Annotated in this window: 27 protein-coding genes and 1 pseudogene; 19 read left to right on the forward strand and 9 right to left on the reverse strand. The window is 67.2% G+C overall.

The window, feature by feature from the left end; genetic code table 11:
• From OG976_RS16895 to OG976_RS16920, 6 genes are read left to right on the forward strand one after another with little or no spacing between them, the layout of a single operon-like run.
• Nucleotides 1-1,692, forward strand: a complete 1,692-nt coding sequence (locus OG976_RS16895; protein ID WP_328350962.1) for a uroporphyrinogen-III synthase — start codon at nucleotides 1-3, stop codon at nucleotides 1,690-1,692.
• Between the two features lie 14 nt (nucleotides 1,693-1,706).
• The gene (hemB, locus tag OG976_RS16900) at nucleotides 1,707-2,696 is read left to right on the forward strand and encodes a porphobilinogen synthase (protein WP_328350965.1); all 990 of its coding nucleotides are present in this window, start codon (nucleotides 1,707-1,709) and stop codon (nucleotides 2,694-2,696) included.
• Nucleotides 2,693-3,109 (forward strand): hypothetical protein, encoded by a 417-nt coding sequence (locus tag OG976_RS16905; RefSeq protein WP_328350968.1) that lies wholly within the window; start codon nucleotides 2,693-2,695, stop codon nucleotides 3,107-3,109. Before hemB ends, OG976_RS16905 begins: the two co-directional genes overlap by 4 nt.
• Before the next feature lie 20 nt (nucleotides 3,110-3,129).
• A complete protein-coding gene (locus OG976_RS16910) occupies nucleotides 3,130-3,579 on the forward strand; it encodes a hypothetical protein (protein ID WP_328350971.1) in 450 nt (149 codons plus the stop codon).
• Nucleotides 3,572-4,075, forward strand: a complete 504-nt coding sequence (locus OG976_RS16915; protein WP_328350974.1) for a DUF3093 domain-containing protein — start codon at nucleotides 3,572-3,574, stop codon at nucleotides 4,073-4,075. Before OG976_RS16910 ends, OG976_RS16915 begins: the two co-directional genes overlap by 8 nt.
• Nucleotides 4,072-4,311 carry a hypothetical protein gene (locus OG976_RS16920; protein WP_328350977.1) on the forward strand — a complete coding sequence of 80 codons (240 nt, stop codon included), beginning with the start codon at nucleotides 4,072-4,074 and terminating at the stop codon, nucleotides 4,309-4,311. The genes OG976_RS16915 and OG976_RS16920 overlap by 4 nt, the downstream gene beginning before the upstream one ends.
• On the opposite strand, the gene OG976_RS16925 is transcribed toward OG976_RS16920, so the two are convergent.
• Nucleotides 4,308-5,450 (reverse strand): amidohydrolase family protein, encoded by a 1,143-nt coding sequence (locus OG976_RS16925; RefSeq protein WP_328350980.1) that lies wholly within the window; start codon nucleotides 5,448-5,450, stop codon nucleotides 4,308-4,310. The genes OG976_RS16920 and OG976_RS16925 overlap by 4 nt on opposite strands.
• Before the next feature lie 132 nt (nucleotides 5,451-5,582).
• Here OG976_RS16925 and OG976_RS16930 point away from each other — a divergent pair, with 132 nt between their 5' ends.
• The 3 genes from OG976_RS16930 to OG976_RS16940 all read left to right on the forward strand — a co-directional run bounded on the left by OG976_RS16930 (nucleotide 5,583) and on the right by OG976_RS16940 (nucleotide 9,258).
• Nucleotides 5,583-7,673: a heavy metal translocating P-type ATPase gene (locus tag OG976_RS16930; RefSeq protein WP_328350983.1), complete on the forward strand. Its 2,091-nt coding sequence runs from the start codon at nucleotides 5,583-5,585 to the stop codon at nucleotides 7,671-7,673.
• A gap of 129 nt (nucleotides 7,674-7,802) precedes the next feature.
• Nucleotides 7,803-8,678: an oxygenase MpaB family protein gene (locus OG976_RS16935; protein ID WP_328350985.1), complete on the forward strand. Its 876-nt coding sequence runs from the start codon at nucleotides 7,803-7,805 to the stop codon at nucleotides 8,676-8,678.
• Nucleotides 8,671-9,258 carry a TetR/AcrR family transcriptional regulator gene (locus OG976_RS16940; protein ID WP_328350987.1) on the forward strand — a complete coding sequence of 196 codons (588 nt, stop codon included), beginning with the start codon at nucleotides 8,671-8,673 and terminating at the stop codon, nucleotides 9,256-9,258. Before OG976_RS16935 ends, OG976_RS16940 begins: the two co-directional genes overlap by 8 nt.
• Here OG976_RS16940 and OG976_RS16945 read toward each other — a convergent pair.
• Genes OG976_RS16945 through OG976_RS16955 form a run of 3 tightly spaced genes read right to left on the reverse strand, consistent with a single transcriptional unit; the run spans nucleotide 9,255 to nucleotide 10,805 of the window.
• Nucleotides 9,255-9,527 (reverse strand): hypothetical protein, encoded by a 273-nt coding sequence (locus OG976_RS16945; RefSeq protein ID WP_328350989.1) that lies wholly within the window; start codon nucleotides 9,525-9,527, stop codon nucleotides 9,255-9,257. The two genes, OG976_RS16940 and OG976_RS16945, sit on opposite strands and share 4 nt — an antisense overlap.
• A 28-nt stretch (nucleotides 9,528-9,555) precedes the next feature.
• Nucleotides 9,556-10,269, reverse strand: coding sequence for a QcrA and Rieske domain-containing protein (locus OG976_RS16950; protein ID WP_328350991.1), 714 nt, complete (start codon nucleotides 10,267-10,269; stop codon nucleotides 9,556-9,558).
• Nucleotides 10,266-10,805 (reverse strand): RNA polymerase sigma factor, encoded by a 540-nt coding sequence (locus OG976_RS16955; protein WP_328350993.1) that lies wholly within the window; start codon nucleotides 10,803-10,805, stop codon nucleotides 10,266-10,268. Before OG976_RS16955 ends, OG976_RS16950 begins: the two co-directional genes overlap by 4 nt.
• A 260-nt stretch (nucleotides 10,806-11,065) precedes the next feature.
• Here OG976_RS16955 and OG976_RS16960 point away from each other — a divergent pair, with 260 nt between their 5' ends.
• The 7 genes from OG976_RS16960 (at nucleotide 11,066) to OG976_RS16990 (ending at nucleotide 17,204) form a co-directional block, all read left to right on the forward strand.
• Nucleotides 11,066-11,395, forward strand: coding sequence for a cupredoxin domain-containing protein (locus OG976_RS16960; RefSeq protein WP_328363667.1), 330 nt, complete (start codon nucleotides 11,066-11,068; stop codon nucleotides 11,393-11,395).
• The gene (locus tag OG976_RS16965; protein ID WP_328350995.1) at nucleotides 11,392-12,321 is read left to right on the forward strand and encodes a metallophosphoesterase family protein; all 930 of its coding nucleotides are present in this window, start codon (nucleotides 11,392-11,394) and stop codon (nucleotides 12,319-12,321) included. Before OG976_RS16960 ends, OG976_RS16965 begins: the two co-directional genes overlap by 4 nt.
• Nucleotides 12,318-12,707 carry a hypothetical protein gene (locus tag OG976_RS16970; protein ID WP_328350997.1) on the forward strand — a complete coding sequence of 130 codons (390 nt, stop codon included), beginning with the start codon at nucleotides 12,318-12,320 and terminating at the stop codon, nucleotides 12,705-12,707. Before OG976_RS16965 ends, OG976_RS16970 begins: the two co-directional genes overlap by 4 nt.
• A gap of 72 nt (nucleotides 12,708-12,779) precedes the next feature.
• On the forward strand, nucleotides 12,780-13,382 hold the full coding sequence (locus tag OG976_RS16975) for a TetR/AcrR family transcriptional regulator (protein ID WP_328350999.1): 603 nt from the start codon (nucleotides 12,780-12,782) through the stop codon (nucleotides 13,380-13,382).
• Nucleotides 13,379-13,831 carry an MmpS family transport accessory protein gene (locus OG976_RS16980; RefSeq protein WP_328351001.1) on the forward strand — a complete coding sequence of 151 codons (453 nt, stop codon included), beginning with the start codon at nucleotides 13,379-13,381 and terminating at the stop codon, nucleotides 13,829-13,831. Before OG976_RS16975 ends, OG976_RS16980 begins: the two co-directional genes overlap by 4 nt.
• The gene (locus OG976_RS16985) at nucleotides 13,828-16,743 is read left to right on the forward strand and encodes an MMPL/RND family transporter (protein WP_328351003.1); all 2,916 of its coding nucleotides are present in this window, start codon (nucleotides 13,828-13,830) and stop codon (nucleotides 16,741-16,743) included. The genes OG976_RS16980 and OG976_RS16985 overlap by 4 nt, the downstream gene beginning before the upstream one ends.
• A complete protein-coding gene (locus tag OG976_RS16990; protein WP_328351005.1) occupies nucleotides 16,740-17,204 on the forward strand; it encodes a hypothetical protein in 465 nt (154 codons plus the stop codon). Before OG976_RS16985 ends, OG976_RS16990 begins: the two co-directional genes overlap by 4 nt.
• Here OG976_RS16990 and OG976_RS16995 read toward each other — a convergent pair.
• The gene (locus OG976_RS16995; protein ID WP_328351007.1) at nucleotides 17,166-17,546 is read right to left on the reverse strand and encodes a nitroreductase family deazaflavin-dependent oxidoreductase; all 381 of its coding nucleotides are present in this window, start codon (nucleotides 17,544-17,546) and stop codon (nucleotides 17,166-17,168) included. The genes OG976_RS16990 and OG976_RS16995 overlap by 39 nt on opposite strands.
• 21 nt (nucleotides 17,547-17,567) lie before the next feature.
• Here OG976_RS16995 and OG976_RS17000 point away from each other — a divergent pair, with 21 nt between their 5' ends.
• Complete coding sequence (locus tag OG976_RS17000) at nucleotides 17,568-17,963, forward strand: nitroreductase/quinone reductase family protein (protein WP_328351009.1); 396 nt, start codon at nucleotides 17,568-17,570, stop codon at nucleotides 17,961-17,963.
• Nucleotides 17,964-18,030: 67 nt separating this feature from the next.
• Here the strand turns inward: OG976_RS17000 and OG976_RS17005 are convergent, their stop codons facing one another.
• The 4 genes from OG976_RS17005 to OG976_RS17020 are packed head-to-tail and all read right to left on the reverse strand — an operon-like array spanning nucleotide 18,031 to nucleotide 21,508.
• Nucleotides 18,031-18,567: a NifU family protein gene (locus OG976_RS17005; protein ID WP_328351012.1), complete on the reverse strand. Its 537-nt coding sequence runs from the start codon at nucleotides 18,565-18,567 to the stop codon at nucleotides 18,031-18,033.
• Nucleotides 18,561-20,516, reverse strand: a complete 1,956-nt coding sequence (gene feoB, locus OG976_RS17010; protein WP_328351015.1) for a ferrous iron transporter B — start codon at nucleotides 20,514-20,516, stop codon at nucleotides 18,561-18,563. Before feoB ends, OG976_RS17005 begins: the two co-directional genes overlap by 7 nt.
• Nucleotides 20,513-20,818: a FeoA family protein gene (locus OG976_RS17015; RefSeq protein WP_328351019.1), complete on the reverse strand. Its 306-nt coding sequence runs from the start codon at nucleotides 20,816-20,818 to the stop codon at nucleotides 20,513-20,515. Before OG976_RS17015 ends, feoB begins: the two co-directional genes overlap by 4 nt.
• Before the next feature lie 57 nt (nucleotides 20,819-20,875).
• Nucleotides 20,876-21,508: a pyridoxamine 5'-phosphate oxidase family protein gene (locus OG976_RS17020; protein ID WP_328351023.1), complete on the reverse strand. Its 633-nt coding sequence runs from the start codon at nucleotides 21,506-21,508 to the stop codon at nucleotides 20,876-20,878.
• Nucleotides 21,509-21,697: 189 nt separating this feature from the next.
• Between OG976_RS17020 and OG976_RS17025 the strand changes: the two are divergent.
• Both OG976_RS17025 and OG976_RS17030 read left to right on the forward strand, forming a co-directional pair.
• Nucleotides 21,698-22,501 (forward strand): annotated as a pseudogene (locus tag OG976_RS17025) (alpha/beta hydrolase); the annotation flags it as partial.
• The gene (locus OG976_RS17030) at nucleotides 22,498-23,085 is read left to right on the forward strand and encodes a TetR/AcrR family transcriptional regulator (RefSeq protein WP_328351026.1); all 588 of its coding nucleotides are present in this window, start codon (nucleotides 22,498-22,500) and stop codon (nucleotides 23,083-23,085) included. The pseudogene OG976_RS17025 and the gene OG976_RS17030, both read left to right, overlap by 4 nt.
• The last annotated feature ends 15 nt before the right edge of the window (nucleotides 23,086-23,100 follow it).

Consider the following 23,100-nt stretch of genomic DNA (forward strand, 5'->3'; position numbering starts at 1 on the left):
ATGACTGGCCACGGTAGCGGGCGACGCAAGGCGAAGCCGGGACACATCACGTTCGTCGGTTCGGGTCCTGGCGACCCCAACCTGCTGACGACGCGTGCCCGAACTGTGCTCGCCAATGCGGCGCTGGTCTTCACCGATCCCGACGTGCCGCAAGCCGTGCTGAACGTGGTCGGCACCGAACTGCCGCCCGCCTCCGGCCCTGCGCTTGCGCCCGAGAAGGGTGCTCCGCGCGAGCAGAGCCTCGGCCAGGATTCCGACGGCCCCATCGCCGACGAGATCGCCCCGCCGGTGGTGTCGGTCGGCCCCGACATCCGGCCCGCCCTCGGTGACCCCGCCGAGGTGGCCAAGACCCTGGTGGCCGAGGCCAAGGCCGGCTTCGACGTCGTGCGCCTCGTCGCTGGCGACCCGCTGTCGGTGGATGCGGTCATCACCGAGGTCAACGCGGTGGCCAGGGCCCACGCCGAGTTCGAGATCGTGCCCGGGCTGCCTGCCACCAGCGCGGTGCCCACCTACGCAGGCCTGCCGCTGGGATCGGCCCACACCGTCGCCGACGTCCGCGGCGAGGTGGACTGGGCAGCGCTGGCCGCCGCGCCGGGTCCGCTGATCCTCACCGCCACCGCGTCGCACCTTCCCGAGGCCGCCCGCACCCTGATCGAGTACGGCCTGGCCGACGGCACCCCGTGCGTGGTCACCTGCAACGGCACCACCTGCGGGCAGCGTTCGGTGGAGACCACCCTGGCCGGCTTGCTGGATCGCGCCACGCTGGCCGGCGGCAACGACCCGGCCGGTCCGCTGACCGGCACGCTGGTGGTCACCATCGGCAAGACCGTGGCGCATCGCGCCAAGCTGAACTGGTGGGAGAGCCGTGCCCTGTACGGCTGGACCGTGCTGGTGCCGCGCACCAAGGACCAGGCTGGGGAAATGAGCGACCGGCTGGTCGGCCACGGTGCGCTGCCGATCGAGGTGCCCACCATCGCTGTCGAGCCGCCGCGCAGCCCGGCCCAGATGGAAAGGGCCGTCAAGGGTTTGGTGGACGGCCGCTACCAGTGGGTGGTGTTCACCTCCACCAACGCCGTGCGTGCCGTGTGGGAGAAGTTCGGCGAGTTTGGTCTGGACGCCCGCGCGTTCTCGGGTGTGAAGATCGCCTGTGTCGGCGAGTCCACCGCGGATCGGGTGCGGGCCTTCGGTGTCAGTCCCGAGCTGATTCCGTCCGGCGAGCAGTCGTCACTGGGTCTGCTCGACGAATTCCCGGAGTACGACAGCATTTTCGATCCGGTCAACCGGGTGCTGCTGCCGCGTGCCGACATCGCCACCGAAACGCTGGCCGAGGGTCTGCGCGAACGCGGCTGGGAGATCGAGGATGTCACCGCCTACCGCACCGTGCGCGCCGCACCGCCGCCGGCTGAGACCCGCGAGATGATCAAGACCGGCGGGTTCGACGCCGTCTGCTTCACCTCCAGCTCGACGGTGCGCAATCTCGTCGGCATCGCCGGCAAGCCGCACGCCCGCACTATCGTGGCGTGCATCGGGCCCAAGACCGCCGAGACGGCAGCTGAATTCGGTCTGCGGGTCGACGTTCAGCCGGAGACCGCCGCGGTGGGGCCGCTGGTCGACGCGCTGGCCGAGCACGCCGCCCGGCTTCGCGCCGAGGGTGCCCTGCCGCCGCCGCGCAAGAAGAGTCGCCGCCGCTAATCGAAAGAGAAGGCATGACTTTGCCCGGCTATCCGCGGCACCGCCCCCGCCGGTTGCGCTCGACCCCGGCCCTGCGCCGATTGGTAGCCCAAACATCGCTGGAGCCACGGCATCTGGTGCTCCCGATGTTCGTCGCCGACGGCATCGACGAGCCTCGCCCGATTGCTTCGATGCCCGGCGTGGTGCAGCACACCCGTGATTCGCTGCGCCGAGCCGCCGCCGATGCGGTCGAAGCCGGCGTCGGCGGACTCATGCTGTTCGGTGTGCCCCGCGACGAGGACAAGGACGCCCTCGGGTCGTGCGGTGTAAGCCCCGACGGGATCCTCAACGTCGCGTTGCGCGACCTGGCCAAGGACCTCGGCGACGACACCGTGCTGATGGCCGACACTTGTCTGGACGAGTTCACCGATCACGGCCACTGCGGTGTGCTCGACGCCCGCGGCCGGGTCGACAACGACACCACCAACGCGCAGTACGTGAAACTTGCTGTCGCCCAGGCGGAATCGGGCGCGCACGTGGTGGGCCCCAGCGGCATGATGGACGGTCAGGTCGCCGCGATCCGCGACGGCCTCGACGCCGCCGGCTTCACCGATGTGGTGATCCTGGCGTACGCCGCCAAGTTCGCCTCGGCGTTCTACGGCCCATTCCGCGAGGCTGTCGCCTCCAGCCTGCAGGGTGATCGCCGTACCTACCAGCAGGACAGTGGCAATGCGCGAGAAGCGTTGCGCGAGATCGAACTCGACCTCGAAGAAGGCGCCGACATCGTGATGGTCAAACCCGCGATGGCCTACCTCGACATCGTGCGCGCGGCCGCCGAGATGTCGCCTGTGCCGGTGGCCGCCTACCAGGTCTCGGGGGAGTACGCGATGATCAGCGCCGCCGCCGCCAACGGCTGGATCGACGGCCGCGCGGCCGCGCTGGAGTCGTTGATCAGCATCCGACGAGCCGGCGCCGACATCGTGCTCACCTACTGGGCCGCCGAGGCCGCCGGGTGGCTCGCGTGACACCGCAGCCGCCCACGGGTGCGCCTGTGCGGCCGGACGACGTCGACACCGGCTTCTGGCTCTGGCTCGTCGCCCTGGTGTTGCTCCTCATCGGCTATGTCGTCGATGCCGTGACGGTCAACCACGTCACCAGCGTGGTCATCGCGCTCACCCTGGTCTTCGCGCTGACGCTGGGCGCGGTCGTGCTGACGTTCCTCCTGCTGATGCGATCGGGATACCGCTGGACCCGCACCGCGCTCACCGGTGGCGGCGTGGCCACGGTCATCTACACCACGGTGAGCCTGTTCTCGGTGCCCCGCGAACCGGTGGCGGCGGTGACCTTCGCGGTCACCGGAATCGTCGGCTCGGTCCTCATCGTCGGCGGCATGTATCTGCTGCACCGCCAGGATGCGCACGGCTTCTTCACCAGATGACTCCGATAGGCTGCCCGACGATGACCGCATCCGAATCCAGGCCCCGCGCCCTCAACATCGCCTTCTGGCTGCTGATCGCAGGCTCCGTGCTGCTGATGGCCGGCGGGCTGCTGGCGCTGACGTTCGGTTTCGAGGCACTCCGCCAGGTGGTCTCACCCTCGATCTCGGACGCGGCGGTGCACCAACTGCTCGCCTTCCGCCGTGGGGCGGGGGCGGTCTGCATCGTCGCCGGCCTCGGCCTGGCCTTCCTTGCCGGCAAGACCCGCAGCGGTGACGTGCGCTACCGCCGGGCGGCCCTCGGACTGGGTTTGACGCTGATCGTCCTGGTCGGGGTCCTGCAGGTGTTCGTCAACATCGGTCTGGTCACGCTGCTGAGCCTGCTGCCGATCATCGCCGGGACGCTGCTGCTGACCAGACCGGTCGTGGCAGCCTGGTTCGATCCCGGCGACACCCCGAGGTCAGATGTCTGAACCACCCCATCTGGAGTCCGAGCCGTTGTTCCAGGAGAGCGGCGCGAGCTGGTACTGGCTGCTGGCCGGGCCGGCGGCCGGGCTCGCGATGCTGCTCATCCAGCTCAAGGGCGGTGTGGGTTTCCAGCCGTTCGTGCCGATGCTGTTCCTCGTCCTGGTCACCGGCTTTCTCTATCTGCAGGTGAAGGCGGCCCGTATCCACACCAGTGTCGAGCTCACCGCGGCGAGCCTGCGGCAGGGTACCGAGGTGGTTCCGCTGCGCACGATTGTCGCGGTGTATCCCGAAGCCACCCACAGCGCGAAGTCCCGTGAGCTGCTGGAGAAATGGCAGACCTCCAGAGCCCTGGGAGAGTTGAGCGGCGTACCGCGGGGGCGCACCGGAATCGGCGTCGGGCTCAGTGGCGATCGCACCGCGCAGGCGTGGGCCCGTAACCACCGGGAGCTGCGTGCGCAACTGACCAAGCTTGTTGAGGGCAGGACGGCGAGCTCCTCGTGAGACATGTCGTGCAGCTGGTGCTGGCCGTGCTCGCCGCGGCCGGTGCGGTCGTGAGCTGGTTGCAGGTGCGCAGCATCGTTGATGTCGCACCGGTGACCGACGGGCAGCCCGCCACCACCTCGGTGTTGTACGACCCGCCGCTGATGGTGCTGACGATGGTGCTGGCCACCGCGGCCGGTGTGCTGCTGGTATTGGGTGTGGCCGGTCTGGTCCGCGCCCGCCGCCGCCGCGCCTAGAAGACGCGCGTCTGGCCCTCCAGAACCGGGACGGTGTCGGGAAGTTTGTAGACCTCGATGCCGTTGCGGAACATGACCGCCTCGCGGGCGTGTTCGGGTAGGTGCTTGACCAGCCAGCGCGGGTCATCGAACGTCCAGTGCGGATAGTCCGAGGAGAACAGCAGGATCTTCTCGCATTCCATCCACTCGAAGGCCCGCAGCAGCTCGGTCTTGTCTTCGGGGTAGTCCAGCGGCTGGGTGGTGAACTTGATGTGGTCCTTGACGTACTCGCTGGGCTTGCGCTTGATCTCCACCCAGTTCTTGCGGGCTTCGTAGATCGCATCCATCCGCCACATCAGCGGCAGGATCCAGTTGAATGCGTGCTCTACCAACACGATTCGCAGGCCCGGGTAGCGGTCGAAGACGCCGTCGAAGATCAGGCTCATCACCTGGTTGGCGGCCAGCAGCGAGTAGCTGACCATGAAGTCGTGGTTGTAGCTGGGCAAGCCCACCGGCGGAATCGGCAGTGTCTCGAATGAGCCGCGGGCTAGATGACAGCTCACAGTGATGTCGTGCTTGGTGGCCGCCTGCCAGATCGGGTCGTAGCGCGGGTCACCCCAGGACGGGCGGGGTTCGGCCTTGATCAGGATCTGCGACATCAAGGGATGTCCGGCCCACTTCTCGATCTCGCGGGCCGCGCCTTCGGGGTCTTCGATGGCCACCGAGATCGACCCGCGCCAGCGCTGGTGCCAGTTGTTCGCGCCACTGAGCCAGTGCTCGTCGATCCACAGGTTGGTGGCGATGGCGGACGCTTGCGCCGCTTCGGGCAGTCGCGCCCCGAACGCCAGGGGTTCCAGGATCGCGATATCGGCGCCGGCCTCCATGATCAACTGGCGGAACATCAGGTCCGGGTCGGTGCCGGCGAACTCGCCGTCGTCGGGGAAGGTGTCCACGCGCATGGCGTAGGCGTGGGCGTAGTCCGGTGCGTCGTAGTAGATCTTCTCGCCGATCGGATGCGACAAGAAGTACTTCGAACGCCACGGCTCGGGGATGTAGTCGACTATGACGCCACGCCGCGGCACGGGATGAACATCGGAATCAACGCAGCGGACCGCGATGCGTTCTGCGGCCGGAGCCGCTCGATCATGGGTCAGGGTCATCTCGACCACCTCCGCTCGGATGTCCCCATTGTCACTCAGCGATGCGGTGGTGGCCAGCATCGCTGAGATTGGGTAGTGGGGTAGCTCTGCGTGGCCCTTGACGCGATACCCCCCAGGGGTATAGTCGGCAGCATGACCACGACCGACCTCCAGTTGACGGGCATGAGCTGCGCGTCGTGCGCGGCCAAGATCGAGCGGAGCCTCAACAATCTGGACGGCGTGACCGCGACGGTGAACTTCGCCGTCGAGCAGGCGCACGTCGAACACGGGTCGCAGGTGTCCGAACACGACCTCATCCACGCCGTTGAATCCACCGGCTACCACGCCTCCGTCGTCGACCACTCCGGTCACATGGACCACGACATCCCGGCCGACCAATTGCGGCCCCGGCTGATCGGCTCGGCGGTACTGGCGGTGCCCGTCGTCGCTATCTCGATGGTCATGCCCTGGCAGTTCCCCGGCTGGCAGTGGGTCGTGCTGGCGCTGGCGACTCCGATCGTGTTCTGGGGTGGCTACCCGTTCCACAAAGCCGCCCTCAACAGTGCGCGGCACGGCTCGTCGACCATGGACACCCTGGTGTCGATCGGAACGCTGGCCGCCTATTTCTGGTCGGTGTTCACCGTCGTGAGCGGGACGGCGCAGCACGGTCACGCCCATGTGTACTTCGAGGTTGCCGCCGCGGTGACCGTCTTCCTGCTGGCGGGCCGCTACGCGGAAGCCAAAGCCAAGCGGTCGGCGGGCGCGGCGTTGCGCGCGCTGCTGTCGCTGGGGGCCAAGGATGCCGTCGTCGTGCGCGACGACGCCGAAGTCCGCATTCCTGCCGGGGAACTGCGGGTCGGTGACGTGATCGTGGTGCGACCCGGTGAACGGGTCGCCACCGACGGCGTCGTCATCGATGGTGCTTCGGCGCTGGACGTCTCGGCGATGACGGGTGAGTCGGTGCCGTCAGACGTTCGGCCCGGTGCCGAGGTGCTCGGCGGATCGGTCAACACATACGGACGAATTCTGTTGCGCGCCAGCCGGGTTGGTGCTGACACGCAGCTGGCCAGGATGGCCCGGATGGTGGCCGATGCCCAGGGTGGCAAGGCGTCGATCCAGCGACTGGCCGACCGGGTGTCGGCGGTGTTCGTGCCGGTGGTGCTCGGGATCGCCGCGGTGACGCTGGCGGCCTGGTTGCTCTCCGGGCATTCGGTGGCGGCGGCTTTCACCGCCGCGGTAGCCGTGCTGATCATCGCCTGCCCGTGCGCGTTGGGCCTGGCCACCCCGACGGCGATCCTGGTCGGCACCGGCCGGGGGGCTCAACTCGGCGTGCTGATCAAGGAGCCGCAGGTGCTCGAGACGGTCACCGGCATCGACACCGTCGTGCTGGACAAGACCGGAACGGTGACCACGGGCACCATGAGCGTCGCCGACGTCGAGGGCGCCGATCCGGACCTCACGCTGGCCCGCGCTGCGGCCGTCGAATCGGCCTCCGAACACCCGGTCGCCGCCGCGATCGTGGCCGCGGCCCGCGAGCGCGGACTCACCGTCGCGGCGGTCAGCGACTTCGTCAACGACCCCGGCACCGGTGTGCGGGGTGTCGTCGACGGGGTGACGGTGCGGGTGGCCAGGGCGTCGGATGACGATGGGCGCACCAGCGTCGCGGTGAGCTGGGATGGTCGCCAGCAGGGTGTGATCCGGTTGGTCGATGCCGTGAAGCCCACGAGTGCCGAGGCGATCGCGGAGCTCAAGTCCATGGGGATAACCCCGGTGCTGCTGACCGGGGACAACGCCGCGGTGGCGCACCGGGTGGCCGCCGAGGTGGGCATCGCGCCGGGCGACGTGATCGCCGGCGTGCTGCCCTCGGAGAAAGCCGACGCCATCAAGGGCCTGCAGGATCAGGGCCGCGCGGTCGCGATGGTGGGCGACGGCGTCAACGACTCGGTCGCGCTGGCCACCGCCGATGTCGGGATGGCGATGGGAACGGGCACCGACGCCGCCATCGAGGCCGGCGACATCACCCTGGTGCGCGGGGACCTGCGGACGGTGCCGACGGCATTGCGGTTGTCGGCACGCACGCTGCGGATCATCAAGCAGAACCTGTTCTGGGCGTTCGGCTACAACGTGGCGGCCATCCCGCTGGCGGCGCTCGGGTTGCTCAACCCGATGATCGCCGGTGCGGCGATGGCGTTCTCCTCGGTGCTGGTGGTGACCAACAGCCTCCGCCTCAAGCGGTTTTCCTAGTCGCGCCCAGACCAACGTTTGGACGCGGAACTGCGAGTAGATCGCGCCAACTCGTCGATCTCGACGGTGGCACGTGACGCTCGCCACGTGCTCTTGGTACAAAGTGCGAAATCTGTAACACTGTTGCACATGACGGAACTCGCCGAACCGACGTCCGCCACCGATGCCCTGCCGCTGGGCCCGCAGTCCCTGGTGTGGCGCTACTTCGGGGACAGCCGCATGCCGCTGATCGGGCCGCGCCCGGCGGTGCTGCAGAACATGCTGGCCGAACTGGGCCAGGGGGTGTTCGACCACTCGGTGTGGTTCGCCGACACCGCCGCGCGGATCAAGCGCTCACTGCCGCCGATCTTCATGACCGTCTACGGCAGCGACGACGACAACGCCGGCCCGCGGGTCCGCGACTTCCACGTCAACATCAAGGGCGACATGCCTGACGAGTACGGGCAGGGGAGCCGCTACCACGCGCTGGATCCCGACACCTACTTCTGGGCCCACGCCACCTTCTTCGACCAGGCGCTCTACTTCGCCGACACCTTCGTCAAGCGCCTCACCCGCGCCGAGAAGGAGCAGATGTATCTGGAGTCCAAGACCTGGTACCGCCGCTACGGGGTCAGTGATCGCCCGATGCCCGCCGACTACGCCGAGTTCGAGCGCTACTGGGACCACATGATCAACGAGGTGCTCGTCGCGCACCCCACCGCCAAATACGGCGTCGGCTATGTCACCAAGGGCTTCCCCAGGCCCAAGTCGGTCCACCCACTGGTGTGGCGGTTGGTGGCGCCGGTGTTCAACCCGGTGGCGGCGTTCCTGACCACCGGCGGGATGCCGCCGCGGACCCGCGAGATTCTGGGCCTGCCGTGGAGTGACCGCAAGGAACGCAACTACCAGCGTTTCGCCGCGCTGTGGCGCTCACGCCCGGTGAACTGGCTGTGGGACCATCTGCCGATGAACGTTCGCTACAACCGCTATGCCACAGCGGGTTTCGCGCGGGCGGGGCATGTCTGACCCGTCGACGGAAGCCATCCTCGACGCCGCGCTCGTCGAGTTCGACCGGCACGGAATTCGCCGGGTCGCCCTCGACGATGTCGCGCGCCGCGCAGGCGTGAGCCGCACGACGATCTACCGCCGGTTCGCCAATAAGGACGACCTCGTCGCTGCCGTGATGGATCGGGAGAACGTGCGACTGTTCTCCGACATCGCCAAGGAACTCAAAAATGCCCGGCCACAGAGCAACTACTACGTCGAGGCGTTCACCCAGGCCATCCTGCTCAGCCGCGAGCACCGGGTGCTGCACCGGATGGTCCTCGACGAGCCGGCGCTCACCCTGGAGTTGGCTCGCACGCATTACGCGGCCGCGGTCACGCGTATCGAGCACGCCCTGCAGGTGATCTTCCCGCCCGGTTTCGCCGATCGCATCGGCCCGCAGGCCGTCCACGACCTCGCCGACTGCATCTGGCGATATGCACTCATGATCCAGCTGCTGCCCAGCGCCGAACCGGTCGAGACCGCCGCGGACATCCGGGCGTTCGCCACCAAGCACTTCCTGCCCAGCCTGCCCGAGGCGCTGCGCACGGTTTCCGTCTAGTCGCCACCGGGGCAGTCGAGGTCGACGTAGGCCGTACCGAAGTCAGTTGGCGCCTTCGCGATTTGATGTACGCCCGTGACGGTGCATTGCTCAAGCCCGCTGTTGGGCTGGCCGTTGAGTTGTACGTCGTAGCCCTGGCGTGATAGTTCGCTAATGATATCGACTGTTGAGTTGGTGGTTCTGGAGGCGGCGCTCGCGGTGCCTGCCCAGGCGCTTGCCCCCGCGAGGACGACTGTCAGAATCCCAATTGCCTTGCTGCACTTGTTCATGCATCTAGGTAGCCGACCGGGTTACACCTCAGGCCGGCTGACTGGGTGGCGCCAGCACCTCGATCAGCCCGGCTCGTTCACGTACTTCGAAGTGTGGCAGGGGTTTCGGCGCGATGGGCAACGCATGCGTCATGACCTGACCGGCAGGGGAGAAGGACGTCAGATGGCAGGGGCAGCGCAACCTGTCGGAACTCTGGTCGAACCACAACTTGCAACCCTGATGTGTGCAGACCCCGGACACTGCTTCCACGCGGCCCCCGGTGCGGCGGACGAAGCCGCTGACCGAACCCAGGTCGAAGGCGTGGACCGCACCCTCGGCCAGTGCGGAGCTGTCCGTGACGGCCTCCCAAGACCCGTCGTTGGGAACCATCTGCCCGGCACCGTCGGCCACCTCGTCGCGCTCGACAGGGACACCGACGAACAACCGGTCCACCGACACCGCTGCCACCGCGGCGGTGGCAGCGGCGGCCGTCCCGACGATCACCTGCCGACGAGTCGACACCGAGGTACGCTCCACCTCGCGTAATTCCGATTCGGGCTGGCTAGCCGAGCCTTCCTGCGCCAGTGAAGCTTTGAGGCCGGCGATGAACTCCGGGCGAGGTTCGTCAGCCCCCTTCCGGGCGGCGGCTAGTGAGATGGCCGTGCTGATCTGCGCGGCCTCGAAGTCGTCCGGAGTGAATTGCCTGGGGCGGCGCCCGGCCGCCAGGTCGTCGATGTAGTTGTGCACGTCGCGCCGGCTCATCGCTGCACTCCTTCGTCGATCTGTGCGGCCAACCGAAGGGCGCGATGCTGCAGCACCTTGGCGTTGGCGACACTCACGCCGAGTTCGCCCGCAGTATCGCGCACCGAAAGGCCTTGGAGAAAACGAAGTTCCAGCACCCGGCGGTACCTGTCCGGAAGCGCCGCTAGCACGGCGGCGACCCGCTGGGGTGCTCGGCTCACCTCGGCCGGCGCTTCCACCACGGCGGGGACGTCGGAAATGGTGGTGATCTCCCGGGCCATGGTGGAGCGCCAGTGAGCCGCCAGCACGGTGCGCGCTGTCGCGAGTAGGTAGGCCCGTACCTCGGGCACACTCGCGGTGAGCCGCAGCGGGCGCATCGCGGTCATGAATACCTCTGAGGTCAGGTCTTCTGCATCGGATCGGTTCCCTACCCGGCCGAAAATCGTTCGGTACAGCCACAACACGTTGTCCTCATAGACCGCCTCCCAGTCCGGGTAGCACTCGTCAGAGACCAGTCGCAGCCCACCTCTCGACCCTCGATCGTCGTGCGCGGGCATACCTCCGCCTCTCGTCACATATCTAGATAGGGCGGGGGGTTACACGCCGCGGCGGTGTAACTACGGCCCTACCTCTTCATGAGACGACCGCGCTACCGAGATGGTTCAGTCCAGGAGGAGATGACATGAAAACACCCCAGCCCCAATGGTGCGTCCCGCTGTGCGCGATCGCGGTGGCAGCAACGGCCGCCTGCGCACCGACCGGCGGCGCCCCACCACCGACGGTCGACTTCGGCGCCAACGGCGGCACATCGGTCGGAATGCCGGGAATGACGGCGATGGCACCCGCGCCCTCGACGGGCTCGGCGACGACCTCGGCCCAGACGCCGGCCCCGGTGGGCGGCACGGCGGTGGCCATCGATAATTTCGCCTTCGCCCCCGCTGCCCTCACCGTCACTGTAGGCGACACCGTGACCTGGACGAATCACGACGAGGAGCCGCACACCGTCGCCGCCGACGACGGTTCGTTCCACTCGCCCGGGATGGACACCAACGCCACCTACAGCTACACCTTCACCAAGCCCGGCAGTTACAGCTACATCTGCGGCATCCACCCGTTCATGCACGGCACCGTGGTGGTGACTCCATGACCGCCGCGCAGGATCCACACCAGATGACCCGCCGTCAGCTGATCCGCCACGGCGCCTGGTTCGGGGCCGCCGTCGGCATCGCCGTCGTGGGTGGCGAGGTGCTGTCGCATGTCGCCCCCGCCCCGGCGATAGACGCTGCCCGGCCGACCCTGCGGTTCGCGCAGATCAGCGACAGTCACATCGGCTTCGCCGGGGCCGCCAATCCGGATGTCACCGCGTCCTTCGGCCGGGCAATCGACCAGATCAACAATCTCGGCTACACCCCGGACTTCGTCATCCACACCGGCGATCTGACCCATCTGGCCACTCCGGCTCAGTTCGACCAGGTCAAACAGATGATGAGCGGGATCAACGCCCCGCACGTGTTCACCGTGCCGGGCGAGCACGACTCGATCGACGACGCCGGCCAGAAGTACCGCGCGGCGTTCGGCGCCGGATCGCGTGGCGATGGGTGGTACAGCTTCGATGTCGCTGGCGTGCACGTCATCGGCCTGGTCAACACCTTGAACCTGAAGAAGCTCGGGCACCTTGGGGCCGACCAACTCGATTTCATCGAGAAGGACCTGGCACCGTTGTCGGCGGACACTCCGATCGTCGTCTTCAGCCATATCCCGCTGTTTGCGATGTACCCGGACTGGGGGTGGGGCACCGACGACGCCGCGCAGGCGCTGAGCTACCTACGCCGGTTCGCGTCGGTCACCTGCCTCAACGGCCATGTGCATCAGCTGTTCTCCAAAACCGAAGACAACGTGACGTTCTACAGCGCTACCACCACCGCCTACCCGTTGCCGCACCCCGGCGACGGCCCGGCGCCCAAGCCGCTGACACTGCCCGCCGGGCAGCTTCACGACGCGCTGGGCATCCGCGAAGTCTCGTACACGCGTGGGCAGCGTGCGCTGGCCCTGAAGGAGGAAAGACTGCGATGACAAGGCGCCTCGACTACGGCCTCGCGATCACTCTGCTGGTGAGCGCCGCCACCCACGGCCACCTGTATCTGCACGGCTACCGCCACCTTCCAGCGGTCGGTGTCGGCTTTCTCGTTCTGACAAGTGCTTTCGTCTCGCTTGCGGTTCTCATCGCGTTGGGTGGTCCGCGGTGGCTCCATGCTGCGGCAGTCGCCGGATCGCTTGCGGCGGCCATTGCCTTCGTGCTGTCGCGCACCGTGGGGTTGTTCGGTTTCGTGGAGTACGGCTGGCAGCCTGCACCGTATGCGGCCATCAGCGTGGGCGCTGAAGTGCTGGCGGTGGTGCTGGGTGTCCTCGCACTGGGCAGCCGACGACAACATCGGCCGGTGCTCTTGCCCAGCGGATAGACCGGGGTTAGAGTTCGACACGCGGAATTCCTCACGTGCGGAATTCATGGCGTGGATCGTCAGGAGACTGGGTTGGCGGCTAAGCGTGTGCATACCGGGCGACGGCCCGGAGCCACCACCACCCGTGCGCTCATCGAGGACGCAGCGCGCAAGCAGTTCGCCGAGCTGGGCTACGACCGCACCTCCATTCGATCGATTGCCAAGCAGGCCGACGTGGATCCGGGGCTGGTGTCGCACTTCTTCGGCAAGAAGTGGGAACTCTTCCTGGCTGTCGTAGAACTGCCGATCGATCCACCCACGCTCATCGATACCGTCGTGACCGGTGACCAATCCCTGGTGGGCCTGCGGTTGGCCCGCGCGCTGGTCGACATCCTCGACGACGAGAGTCGCCGGGGGCGCATGCTGAGCATGATGCGTGCCGCCACCTCCGAGCCCGCCGCGGCGGTACTCGTTCGTAACTTCCTGACCCGAAACGTGTTGCAGCCCATCGCCGAACGGCTCGGCGTGCCCGACTCGGAGTATCGCGCTGCGCTGGTGATGTCGCAGGTCGTCGGCTTCACCATGGCCCGCTACATCGTGGGCCTGGAGCCGTTGGCGAAGCGGCCACGGGACAGGGTGATCGCCGATCTGGCTGCGACGTTTCAGCGCTACCTGCGCGGGGAGCTCGGGCCGTGACCGGCAAGCGACTGTCGATCGGCCGTCTGCTGGCACGCCGCTGGACGGTCGTGGTCGCGGTGGTGGTGATCGCGGTGGCAGGTTTCTGCGTGTACCGGCTGCACGGCATATTCGGCTCGCACAACAATGTCTCGGCCGGCGGTGCCCTGCCCAACGACAACACCGCGGCGACGCCCAAGCGTGTTCTCATCGAAGTGTTCGGCGCTCCCGGTGCGGTGGCGACGATCAGCTACCTGGACATCAATGCGCAACCGCAACGCGTCACCGATGCGGCTCTCCCGTGGTCCTACGACGTCACCACCACCCAACCCGGGGTGTTCACCAACGTTGTGGCCCAAGGCAATAGCGACTCTCTCGGGTGCCGGATCACGATCGACGGACAGGTCAAGGACGAGAGAACGGTCAACACGCTCAACGCCTACACCTACTGCCTGGAGAAGTCCGGATGACCGAGCAGCCAGTCGACGACACGGTGCTCAAGATCGCCCGCACCATTCGCAGGCTCTCGGTTCCTATTGTGCTGCTGTGGCTGCTCATCGCCGCGACGACGAATGTGTTCGTCCCGCTACTCGAAGACGTCGGTAAGGCCCACAACGTTTCGTTGATCTCGCCGGACTCCCCGTCGCTGCAGGCGATGAAACGGATGGGCAAGGTGTTCGAGGAGTACGACTCGGACAGCATGGCGATGATCGTGCTCGAAGGCGATCAGCCCCTCGGGCCGCAAGCCCATCAGTACTACGACACCCTGGTCCGCAAACTGGTCGCCGACACCAAGCACGTACAGCACATCCAAGACTTCTGGGGCGACCCGCTGACGGCGGGTGCTGCGCAGAGCAACGACGGCAAGGCCGCCTATGTCCAGGTGAATCTAGCTGGCAATCAAGGTGATTCACTCTCGCTGCAGTCGGTCGAGGCCGTGCGCGACGTCGTCGACCACACTCCACGCCCGCACGGTGTCAACACCTATGTCACCGGTGCGGCGCCGTTGTTCGCCGATCAACTCTCGGTCGGCAGCGCGGGCATCGGCAAGGTCACCGTCATCACGATCGTCGTGATCATGGCCATGCTGCTGTTCATCTACCGGTCCATCTCGGCCGCGGTGGTGACGCTGCTGACGGTGCTCGTCGAACTGTCGGCGGCCCGCGGAATCGTCAGCCTGCTGGCCAGTTCCGGGGTCATCGGCCTGTCCACATTCGCGACGAACCTGCTCACGCTGCTGGTCATCGCCGCAGGCACGGACTATGCGATCTTCCTCGTCGGCCGCTACCACGAGGCCCGTCAGCATGGTGAGGATCGCGAAAGCGCTTTCTACACAATGTATCGCGGGACAGCACACGTGATCCTGGGCTCCGGGCTGACGGTGGTCGGCGCGGTCCTGTGTCTGAGTTTCACCCGGCTGCCGTACTTCAGGAGCATGGGCCCCCCGGCCGCGATCGGCGTGTTCGTCGCCCTCGTCGCGGCGCTCACCCTGGCGCCGGCCGTGCTCACCGTGGCCTCGCTGTTCGGTCTACTCGAACCGCGGCGCACGATCCGGACCCGGACGTGGCGGCGGATCGGCACGGCGGTGGTGCGCTGGCCGGGTCCCATTCTGGTGGTCAGCATCGGGGTCGCCCTCATCGGTCTGCTTGCGCTGCCCGGTTACAAGACCAGCTACGACCAGCGCCGGTACCTACCATCCAGCGCTCCGGCGGTCGCCGGGTACGCCGCCGCCGAAAGGCATTTCTCCCAGGCCCGGCTCAACCCCGAGTTGCTGATGATCGAAACCGACCACGACATGCGCAACCCGACCGACATGATCCTGCTGGAACGGGTGGCCAAAGCCATCTTCCACACCCCGGGCATCGCCGAGGTGCAGTCGATCACCCGCCCGCTGGGCACCCCGCTGGACCACACCTCGCTCGGCTTCCAACTCAGCGCGCAGAGCGTCGGCCAGATCGAGAACCTGCCCTTCCAGCAGGCCCGGGCGGCCGACATCCTCAAGCAGGTCGCCGAGATCGACACCTCCATCGACACCCTCAAGCAGCAACTGACGCTGCAGCAGCAGGCCAACGAGGCCACCGACGAGCAAGCCAAGGCGTTCCACCAGACCGTCGAGATCGCCGAGGATCTACGCAACAAGATCGCCAACTTCGACGACTTCTTCCGGCCGCTGCGCAACTACTTCTACTGGGAGCCGCACTGTTTCGATATTCCGGCCTGCGCAGCGCTGCGGTCGGTTTTCGACGCCCTCGACGGTCTCGACGCGCTCACCGATCAGCTGGGCAACGTGACCGCCAGCCTGGACAAGCTGACCGCTCTGCAGCCGAAGTTACTCGCCCTGATCCCCACCCAGATCTCCAGCCAGGAAGCCAACCGCGATCTGGCAATGACGAACTACGCCACCAACTCCGGGATCACCGCCAACAGCGAGGCGAACCTGCAGAACGCGACGGCCATGGGGCAGGCCTTCGACGCCGCCAAGACCGACGACTCCTTCTATCTGCCACCGGAGGTGTTCAGCAACCCGGAGTTCAAACGCGGACTCAACTTGTTCCTGTCCCCGGACGGCAAGGCCGCCCGCATGATCATCACCCATGACGGCGACCCCGCCACCCCCGAGGGGATCGCCCACATCGACGCAATCCGCGCGGCCGCAAAGGATGCCGTCAAGGGCACACCTCTCGGCAGCTCCGACATCTACCTGGGTGGCACGGCGTCGACCTACAAGGACATCAGTGAGGGGGCCAAGTACGACCTGATGATCGCTGCCATCTCGGCGCTCAGCCTCATCCTTCTGATCATGGTGTTCGTGACCCGCAGTCTGGTCGCCGCGATCGTCATCGTCGGAACGGTTGCCCTGTCCCTGGGTGCCTCCTTCGGGCTGTCGGTCCTGCTGTGGCAAGACATCCTGGGCATCCCGCTGTACTGGATCGTTCTCGCGCTGTCGGTCATCCTGCTGCTGGCCGTGGGATCGGACTACAACCTGCTCCTCATCTCCCGATTCAGGGAGGAGATCCACGCCGGGCTGAACACCGGCATCATCCGCGCCATGGTGGGATCCGGATCGGTCGTGACCTCCGCCGGGCTGGTATTCGCCGCGACGATGGCAGCATTCGTGTTCAGCGATCTGCGTGCCATCGGTCAGGTCGGCACCACGATCGCGCTCGGCCTGCTCTTCGACACCCTGATCGTGCGGTCCTTCATGACCCCCTCCATCGCGGCGCTTCTGGGGCGCTGGTTCTGGTGGCCGCAACGGGTACGCCCCCGGCCGGCCAGCCAGATGCTGCAGCCCTACGGCAGCCGCTCGTCGGTGCGCCAACTGCTGCTGTGGGACGACGACGACGAGGACCACGGTCTCGTCGCGGCCAAGGAGACCTCATGACCCAAAGCCTCTGGGGTGTACTGACGCTGATCTCCTACGCGGCGATCTTGGTGTTCTCCGCGTGCGCTTTCGTGTTGGTGCAGCGTCTGCTTCGACGCGAGCCCACCGCGTTGAGCGAAGAAGTGGGCAGCGCCACGACCGTGCTGCGCAAGGTCCGCAAGAAAGAGCCGATGTCGGCCGACGAGCTGGCCTACGCCACGCAGATCATCACCGATCGCGGGTCGTTTCTGGCGTTCTGCATCCCCGCCGTCATCATCTCCGTCGGATGCATCTATGTGTTCGGCAGCCTCGAACAGTTGCACGGTCGGCAGCCGTCCATCCGAACCTTCATCGGACTCATCCCCATGCTGGCGGGCACCAACCTGACCATCCAGCTGCTCCGGGTCGCGAAGCTGAAGCGCCGGCTGCCGGCGGTCCCGGTCTCAGCCCCGGCGCAGCAGGACAGCCTTCTCGAACGGTAGCGCCGAGAAGATCGGTCGCCACAGCCCCGAAACATGCTCAGCTGCTTGGTCTTTGGATGTGACGCGCGGATCGGAGATGGCGAAGGTCCGCCCGTAGCGTTTGAGTCGTCCACCGCCGGCCGCGGTGATGTTCTTCAACCAGTCCCGGTCGGGGCCGTAGGTGAGCAGGACGGCCACCCCCTCGTCGGTGGTGAACACCGTCAGTGGCGTGCGGAACTGACGCCCCGACTTCCGGCCGATGTGCTCAAGAATCCCCATCGTCGGGATGTAGCCCGCCCAGAGGCGCTGCACCGGGTTGGTCACATGCCGGTTGAACCGGGCCAACCATTGCGGTAGTTGCATCTCCCCATCACACTCGCACCTATGGCCTATCTCAAGCCCTCCTGGTTCACCGCGAACGTGTTCAACAAGATCGCGATGGCGACCGGTATGTCGGGCACCGAGAGCCTGACCCTGACCGCTCGCAGCAGCGGAGCAATGCAGACGATTCCGGTGGTCACCGTCGAGGTGGATGGCACCCGCTATCTGGTGTCCACCAGGGGCGAGTCGCAGTGGGTAAAGAATGTGCGGGCCAAACCTGCCGTCACCCTCACCACCAAGTCTGGTGCCACCCCGTACCGCGCGGCGGAAGTTCCTCTGGCACAACGCGGCCCGATCCTGGATGCCTACCGGCGGAAGCTAGGTAAGACGGTCGACGGCTACTTCGCCAAGCTGCCCGACCCGGCCGATCACCCGGTATTCAGTCTCAGCCCTGCCTGAACCCGCATCGGTTCTGCTGACAGATCGCGATTCGGGCCCAAAAACAGGCTCTGTGAGCAGAGCCGATTCAGCCGAGGCCCAGCGTCAGCCGCCCGTCGCGGGATTCCAGTTCGACCAGTTCCGGGCAGCGGCGCTGGAGTTCGCCGACCAGCCGCCCCCGCAGCGTGTGCTCGGCGGCCGGGCAACTCTCACAGGCCCCACCGAGCGCAATCGTCACCACATCGCCGGCCCGTGCCGCGGTCACCGAACCGCCGTGCGAGCGCACGAAGTCACCGACTGAGCCGTCCAGCAGATCGGCGGTCACCCGCGCCAAGACCTCCCCGGGTGACGCCTCGATCACCCAACTCTGCGGGTGAGACAACGCTTCGCGCAGCGCCACCGACACCGCCGGGCCGTGGTCACGCCAGGACAGCCCGTCGCGCAGCCACAGCCAGACCGCGGTCTGCTCGACCAGCCCGGCGGTCAGCGTGCTCTCAGCCAACAGCCGGCCCAGCTCACCCGGGGCGGCCACCACCCGGCCAACAGGGACACCGTCGGTGCCGACCACCCAGCGCACCGCTTGTGGCTCGCCGCTCACCCGCTCGGGGTGCAGCGCGATCACCACAGCGCCGCCACCGCCGAACGGGCCGCAAACGCCAGCCCCCACGCCAGCACGAACATGTAGACCCAGGCGATCAGCGGCCACTTCCACGATCCGGTTTCACGCCGCAGCACACCCACCGTCGACATGCACTGCAGCGCGAACATGAAGAACACCAGCAGCGCGGCGATCGTCGGCGCGTCGAAGAGCAACCGGCCCTGAGACGGCCCGCTCTGCACCCGCATCGCCTGCAGCGACTCGGCGGGATTCTCGGGGTCCTGCGCGGCGGCTACCTGACCGAGCGTGGCCACGAACGTCTCGCGCGCCGCCAGCGAGGACAGCACGCCGATGTTGATCCGCCAGTCGAAGCCCAGCGGTGCGAACACCGGCTCCAGCGCGTGGCCCACCGAGGCGCCGTAGGAGTGGTCGAGCACGTAGGCCGACACCGCGGCCGAATCGGAGGTGTCCACACCGGCGGCAGACAGCTCGGCGTCGTTGCGCAGCGGCAGGTTGAGCAGCACCCACAAGACGACGGTGGTGGCCAGGATGATCGAGGAGACCTTGCGCAGGAACGCCGAGGCCGCCGTCCATACCTCGGCGGCCACCGTCTTGAGCCGCGGTATCTGGTAGGGCGGCATCTCCATGTAGAACGGCAGCGACGCCCCGCCGCGCGAGGTGAACCGTTTGAACACCGCGGCCACCGTCATCGCCGCCAGCGACCCCAGGAGGTACAGCGCAAACATCACCACACCGCGGGCGCTGAAGGGCCCGACCCGTGCGTCGGCGCTCAGCAGCATGCTGATCAGCAGGATGTACACCGGAAGCCGCGCCGAGCAGGTCATCAGCGGCGCGCCCATCATCGTCGCCAACCGGTCCTTGGCCGACGGCAGCGAGCGGGTCGCCATGATCCCGGGGATGGCGCACGCGACCGACGACAGCAGCGCCACGAATGCGCGGCCTTCCAGCCCGGCGCGGGCCATCACGCGGTCCATCAGGAACGCCGCGCGGGCCAGATACCCGGTGCCCTCCAGCAGGGCGATCAGGACGAACAACAGCACGATCTGCGGCACGAACACCAACACACTGCCGACACCGCCGATGACGGCCTGGGACAGGAACGCCGACAGCCAGGAGACGTGGACGTGGTTGGCCACCAGGTCGCCCAGCCAGCCGAAGAACTGCGCGACGTAGTCCTGCAGTGGTGCGGCGACGGTGAAGATCGTCTGGAAGAAGACGAACATGGTCGCCAGGAAGATCAGCGTGCCCGCCACCGGGTGCAGCAGCACCGCGTCGATACGCCGGGTCCGGTGGTCGAGGTCGGGGACCTGGTAGCCCGCGGCCCCCAGCACCGAATCCACCCACGCGGTCACCTCGGTGGTCTCGGTGGGCGGCAGCACCACCGGCGTGCTCCACGACCGGTGGTCGGTCATCGCCGCCCGCAGCGCCGTCACTCCGTCGCGGTGCCCGGCGATCACCGGGATGACGGGAACGCCGATTGCCCGGCTCAGCGCGTTGACGTCCAGCGTGCCCTGCCGCCGCGTGAGGTCGTCGGTGAAGGTCAGCACCACGCACGCGGGCAGACCGGTCTGCAGCAGCTGCGCCAGCAGCCCTAAGGAGCGGCGCAGGGTGGTGGCGTTGAGCAACACCAGTAGGGCGTCGGGGACGTCGACGCGGGTGTTGTGGTGGTCGGTGTCGAGGACATCGACGACGATCTGCTCGTCCGGGCTGATCGGATCAAGGCTGTAGGTGCCGGGCAGGTCTTCGACGACGACGGCCTGCTGGTCGTCGAGCCGCATCCGGCCTTCGAAGCGGGCCACGGTGACGCCCGGGTAGTTGCCCGTCTTGGCGTGCAAACCGGTCATCGCGTTGAACAGGGTGGTTTTGCCCGAGTTGGGGCTGCCGACGACGGCGAAGCGGGTCAGCCCTATGTTGGCCTCGGCGGTTCCGCCGCCGTGGTGGTGATGTCCGCTCAATGCACCCGTTCCACGTGGATGCAGCGCGACTGCGTGGTCCGCAGGGCGATCTCGTAGTCGCCCACCCGGAAGATCACCGGGTCGCGCAGCGGCGCCCGGCGCACCATGGTGACCTCGATTCCGGGGACTATGCCGAGGTCGAAGAACCGGCGGGCGGTGCTGGCTTCGACCTCGTCGCCGTAGCCGACGACCTTGGCGCGCTGACCGCGGTCAAGCTCGGCCAGGGTGATTGTGGCGGGGGTGCCCACCTCGGAGCCCGACGCCAGATGGCGTCGGCTCATGCGGTCGGACACGGAGGACACGCGTAGAGAATATGCGCATCCATCAGCATCGTTGCTGGGAGTGACCTGCTGGTGTTATCAGCCGCCGTCGAGCCTCGCACGCAGCTGCGCGTTCTCGGCTTCCAGAGCCGACAGTTGGCGCTGCAGCGGGGCGACGTGGGGTTCGAGTTCGGCCGCGGTGAACCGGGGCGTGATGTGCTGCGGACAGTTCCAATCGAAGGCCTCGACGCTGACCAGGACGGCGCGTTCCACCTCGGCGTCGTAGCCCGGATCGGCGAAGGTCTCGACGAGGGCGGGGTCGTCCTCGGTGGTGACGACGCGGGCGTGGCCGAAGATCTTCAGCCGGCGCCGGTGTGCGTAGTCCACGGCGATCAGGGCGACCCGGGCGTCGCCGGCGAGATTGCCGGTGCTGATGTATTGCAGATTCCCGCGGAAGTCCGCCCATCCGATGGTGTGGTCGTCGACGACACGCAGGAAACCGACTGGGCCGCCGCGGAATTGGACGTAGGGCCAGCCGGACTCGCTGACGGTGGAGAGATAGAACGAGTCCCGCTCGGCGAGGTAGTCCTTCTCGTCCTCGGTCAGCGCGTCAGCGCCGGGCGCGGCCTTGCCCTGGACGCGCTTGCGATCGTAGAAGCCCACGCTGCCGTGTGCTCGCTGCACGTCACGGACGGCCGGGGTGAACGCGATGGTGCCGTAGTGCTTGCTCATCCCGCCTCCTCTGGTTGGCAAAGATCCGGACTTCAGTCACCGATAACGACCCTATGCCGTCCCTCGCCGCGCTGTGATTACGCACACGCCGGCCCGGGAATTTCTTGTTCCCCTGCACGTGTTCAACCGATTGCACACTTATGTAACGTTGTTCCATAAGGAACAGCGAAGCCTCGACAGGAGGACCACCTCATGACCAACGTCGTCTTCATCCACGGACTGTGGGTCGCCAGTTCCGCCTGGCAGCCATGGATCGACCACTTCGCCGCCCAGGGCTACCAAGCCATCGCCCCGGCCTGGCCGGGCGAACATGCCACGGTTGCCGCCACCCGCGAAAACCCCTCGGACCAAGCGGGATTCGGCATCGACGAGCTGACCGACCACTTCGCGAAGATCCTCGACCAGTTCGACACCCCGCCGGTGGTGATCGGACACTCCTTCGGCGGGCTGATCGCCCAGAAGCTGCTCGGGCAGCACAAGGCAGCCGCTGCCATCGCCATCGACCCCGCCCCCATCAAGGGCGTCAAGCCGCTGCCGATCGCGCAGTTGCGCTCAGCCTTCCCCGTCTTGGGCAATCCGCTCAACCGCGGCCGAGCCAAGGGGCTGACCCAGGCGCAGTGGCGCTACGCATTCGGCAACGCGCTCACGTCCGCCGAATCCGACGCACTGTGGGACCAGTGGTCCATTCCGTCGCCGGCCAAGCCGCTGTTCCAGGCCGCGGTCGCGAACTTCGCCCCGGATTCGCCCGCGAAAATCGACACTGCCGCCAGCGATCGCGGACCGCTGTTGATCACCGCCGGTACGGCCGATCACACCGTGCCCTACGTCAGCGCCAAAGCTACCCACGGGCTGTACCGGAAATCGGACGCGATCACCGATTTCCACGAGTTCGACGGGCGCGGTCACTCGCTGACCATCGACGACGGTTGGCGCGACGTCGCCGACACCGCGCTGGCCTGGCTGACCGACCGAGGTGTCGCCGGCCGGTCATGACGACAACTCCGCGACGTCGCCGCACCGCCAGCGAAGAGGTCTCGGCCGTGGTGTTACACGCGGCCGAGACCGTGCTGGATCGCCAGGGAACGGCCGGCGTCACGATCCGGGCCGTCGCAAACGAGGCCGCGGTCGCGCCCATGAGTGTCTACAACAGGTTCGCCAACAAGGAGGCCCTGCTCGCCGCGCTTGCTATCCGGGCACTGGATGAACTGGGCGTCGTCATTGACGACTCCGCCGATGGCGATCCGGTCGAGCGGTTCCGCCAGGCCTGCCGGAACTACCGCACCTACGCGCTGGCCCACCCCGCCCGATACGGGCTGATCTTCGCGACCGGGACCCCGCTGGAGGACCAGACGTCGCCGGCCGCGGAGCACGGTCACACCGTCTTCGCCGTGCTGGTGGATCTGATCCACGCGTTCGCCACCGGTGACGCGGCGAGCAGCCCGACCGAGTCCGCCCAGTCCGTCTGGAGCGCGGTGCACGGCGCCGTCACCATCGAGATCGCCGGCATCGGTCAGACGCCGAACGCCGACGTCAGCTTCGAGCACCTGCTCGACCTATTGGTCGCCGGTCTGGCGTGAGCAGGCCCGCCCGCC

It is taken from the genome of Mycobacterium sp. NBC_00419 (assembly GCF_036023875.1).
In the GTDB taxonomy this organism is placed as follows: domain Bacteria; phylum Actinomycetota; class Actinomycetes; order Mycobacteriales; family Mycobacteriaceae; genus Mycobacterium.

Bases quoted from the DNA above. Each gene is read 5' to 3' on its own strand.
- OG976_RS16895 (WP_328350962.1), top strand. From the start codon at position 1: ATGACTGGCCACGGTAGCGGGCGACGCAAGGCGAAGCCGGGACACATC.
- hemB (WP_328350965.1), top strand. From the start codon at position 1,707: ATGACTTTGCCCGGCTATCCGCGGCACCGCCCCCGCCGGTTGCGCTCG.
- OG976_RS16910 (WP_328350971.1), top strand. From the start codon at position 3,130: ATGACCGCATCCGAATCCAGGCCCCGCGCCCTCAACATCGCCTTCTGG.
- OG976_RS16915 (WP_328350974.1), top strand. From the start codon at position 3,572: ATGTCTGAACCACCCCATCTGGAGTCCGAGCCGTTGTTCCAGGAGAGC.
- OG976_RS16925 (WP_328350980.1), bottom strand. From the start codon at position 5,450: ATGACCCTGACCCATGATCGAGCGGCTCCGGCCGCAGAACGCATCGCG.
- OG976_RS16930 (WP_328350983.1), top strand. From the start codon at position 5,583: ATGACCACGACCGACCTCCAGTTGACGGGCATGAGCTGCGCGTCGTGC.
- OG976_RS16935 (WP_328350985.1), top strand. From the start codon at position 7,803: ATGACGGAACTCGCCGAACCGACGTCCGCCACCGATGCCCTGCCGCTG.
- OG976_RS16940 (WP_328350987.1), top strand. From the start codon at position 8,671: ATGTCTGACCCGTCGACGGAAGCCATCCTCGACGCCGCGCTCGTCGAG.
- OG976_RS16945 (WP_328350989.1), bottom strand. From the start codon at position 9,527: ATGAACAAGTGCAGCAAGGCAATTGGGATTCTGACAGTCGTCCTCGCG.
- OG976_RS16950 (WP_328350991.1), bottom strand. From the start codon at position 10,269: ATGAGCCGGCGCGACGTGCACAACTACATCGACGACCTGGCGGCCGGG.
- OG976_RS16955 (WP_328350993.1), bottom strand. From the start codon at position 10,805: ATGCCCGCGCACGACGATCGAGGGTCGAGAGGTGGGCTGCGACTGGTC.
- OG976_RS16960 (WP_328363667.1), top strand. From the start codon at position 11,066: ATGCCGGGAATGACGGCGATGGCACCCGCGCCCTCGACGGGCTCGGCG.
- OG976_RS16965 (WP_328350995.1), top strand. From the start codon at position 11,392: ATGACCGCCGCGCAGGATCCACACCAGATGACCCGCCGTCAGCTGATC.
- OG976_RS16970 (WP_328350997.1), top strand. From the start codon at position 12,318: ATGACAAGGCGCCTCGACTACGGCCTCGCGATCACTCTGCTGGTGAGC.
- OG976_RS16985 (WP_328351003.1), top strand. From the start codon at position 13,828: ATGACCGAGCAGCCAGTCGACGACACGGTGCTCAAGATCGCCCGCACC.
- OG976_RS16990 (WP_328351005.1), top strand. From the start codon at position 16,740: ATGACCCAAAGCCTCTGGGGTGTACTGACGCTGATCTCCTACGCGGCG.
- OG976_RS16995 (WP_328351007.1), bottom strand. From the start codon at position 17,546: ATGCAACTACCGCAATGGTTGGCCCGGTTCAACCGGCATGTGACCAAC.
- OG976_RS17000 (WP_328351009.1), top strand. From the start codon at position 17,568: ATGGCCTATCTCAAGCCCTCCTGGTTCACCGCGAACGTGTTCAACAAG.
- OG976_RS17020 (WP_328351023.1), bottom strand. From the start codon at position 21,508: ATGAGCAAGCACTACGGCACCATCGCGTTCACCCCGGCCGTCCGTGAC.
- OG976_RS17030 (WP_328351026.1), top strand. From the start codon at position 22,498: ATGACGACAACTCCGCGACGTCGCCGCACCGCCAGCGAAGAGGTCTCG.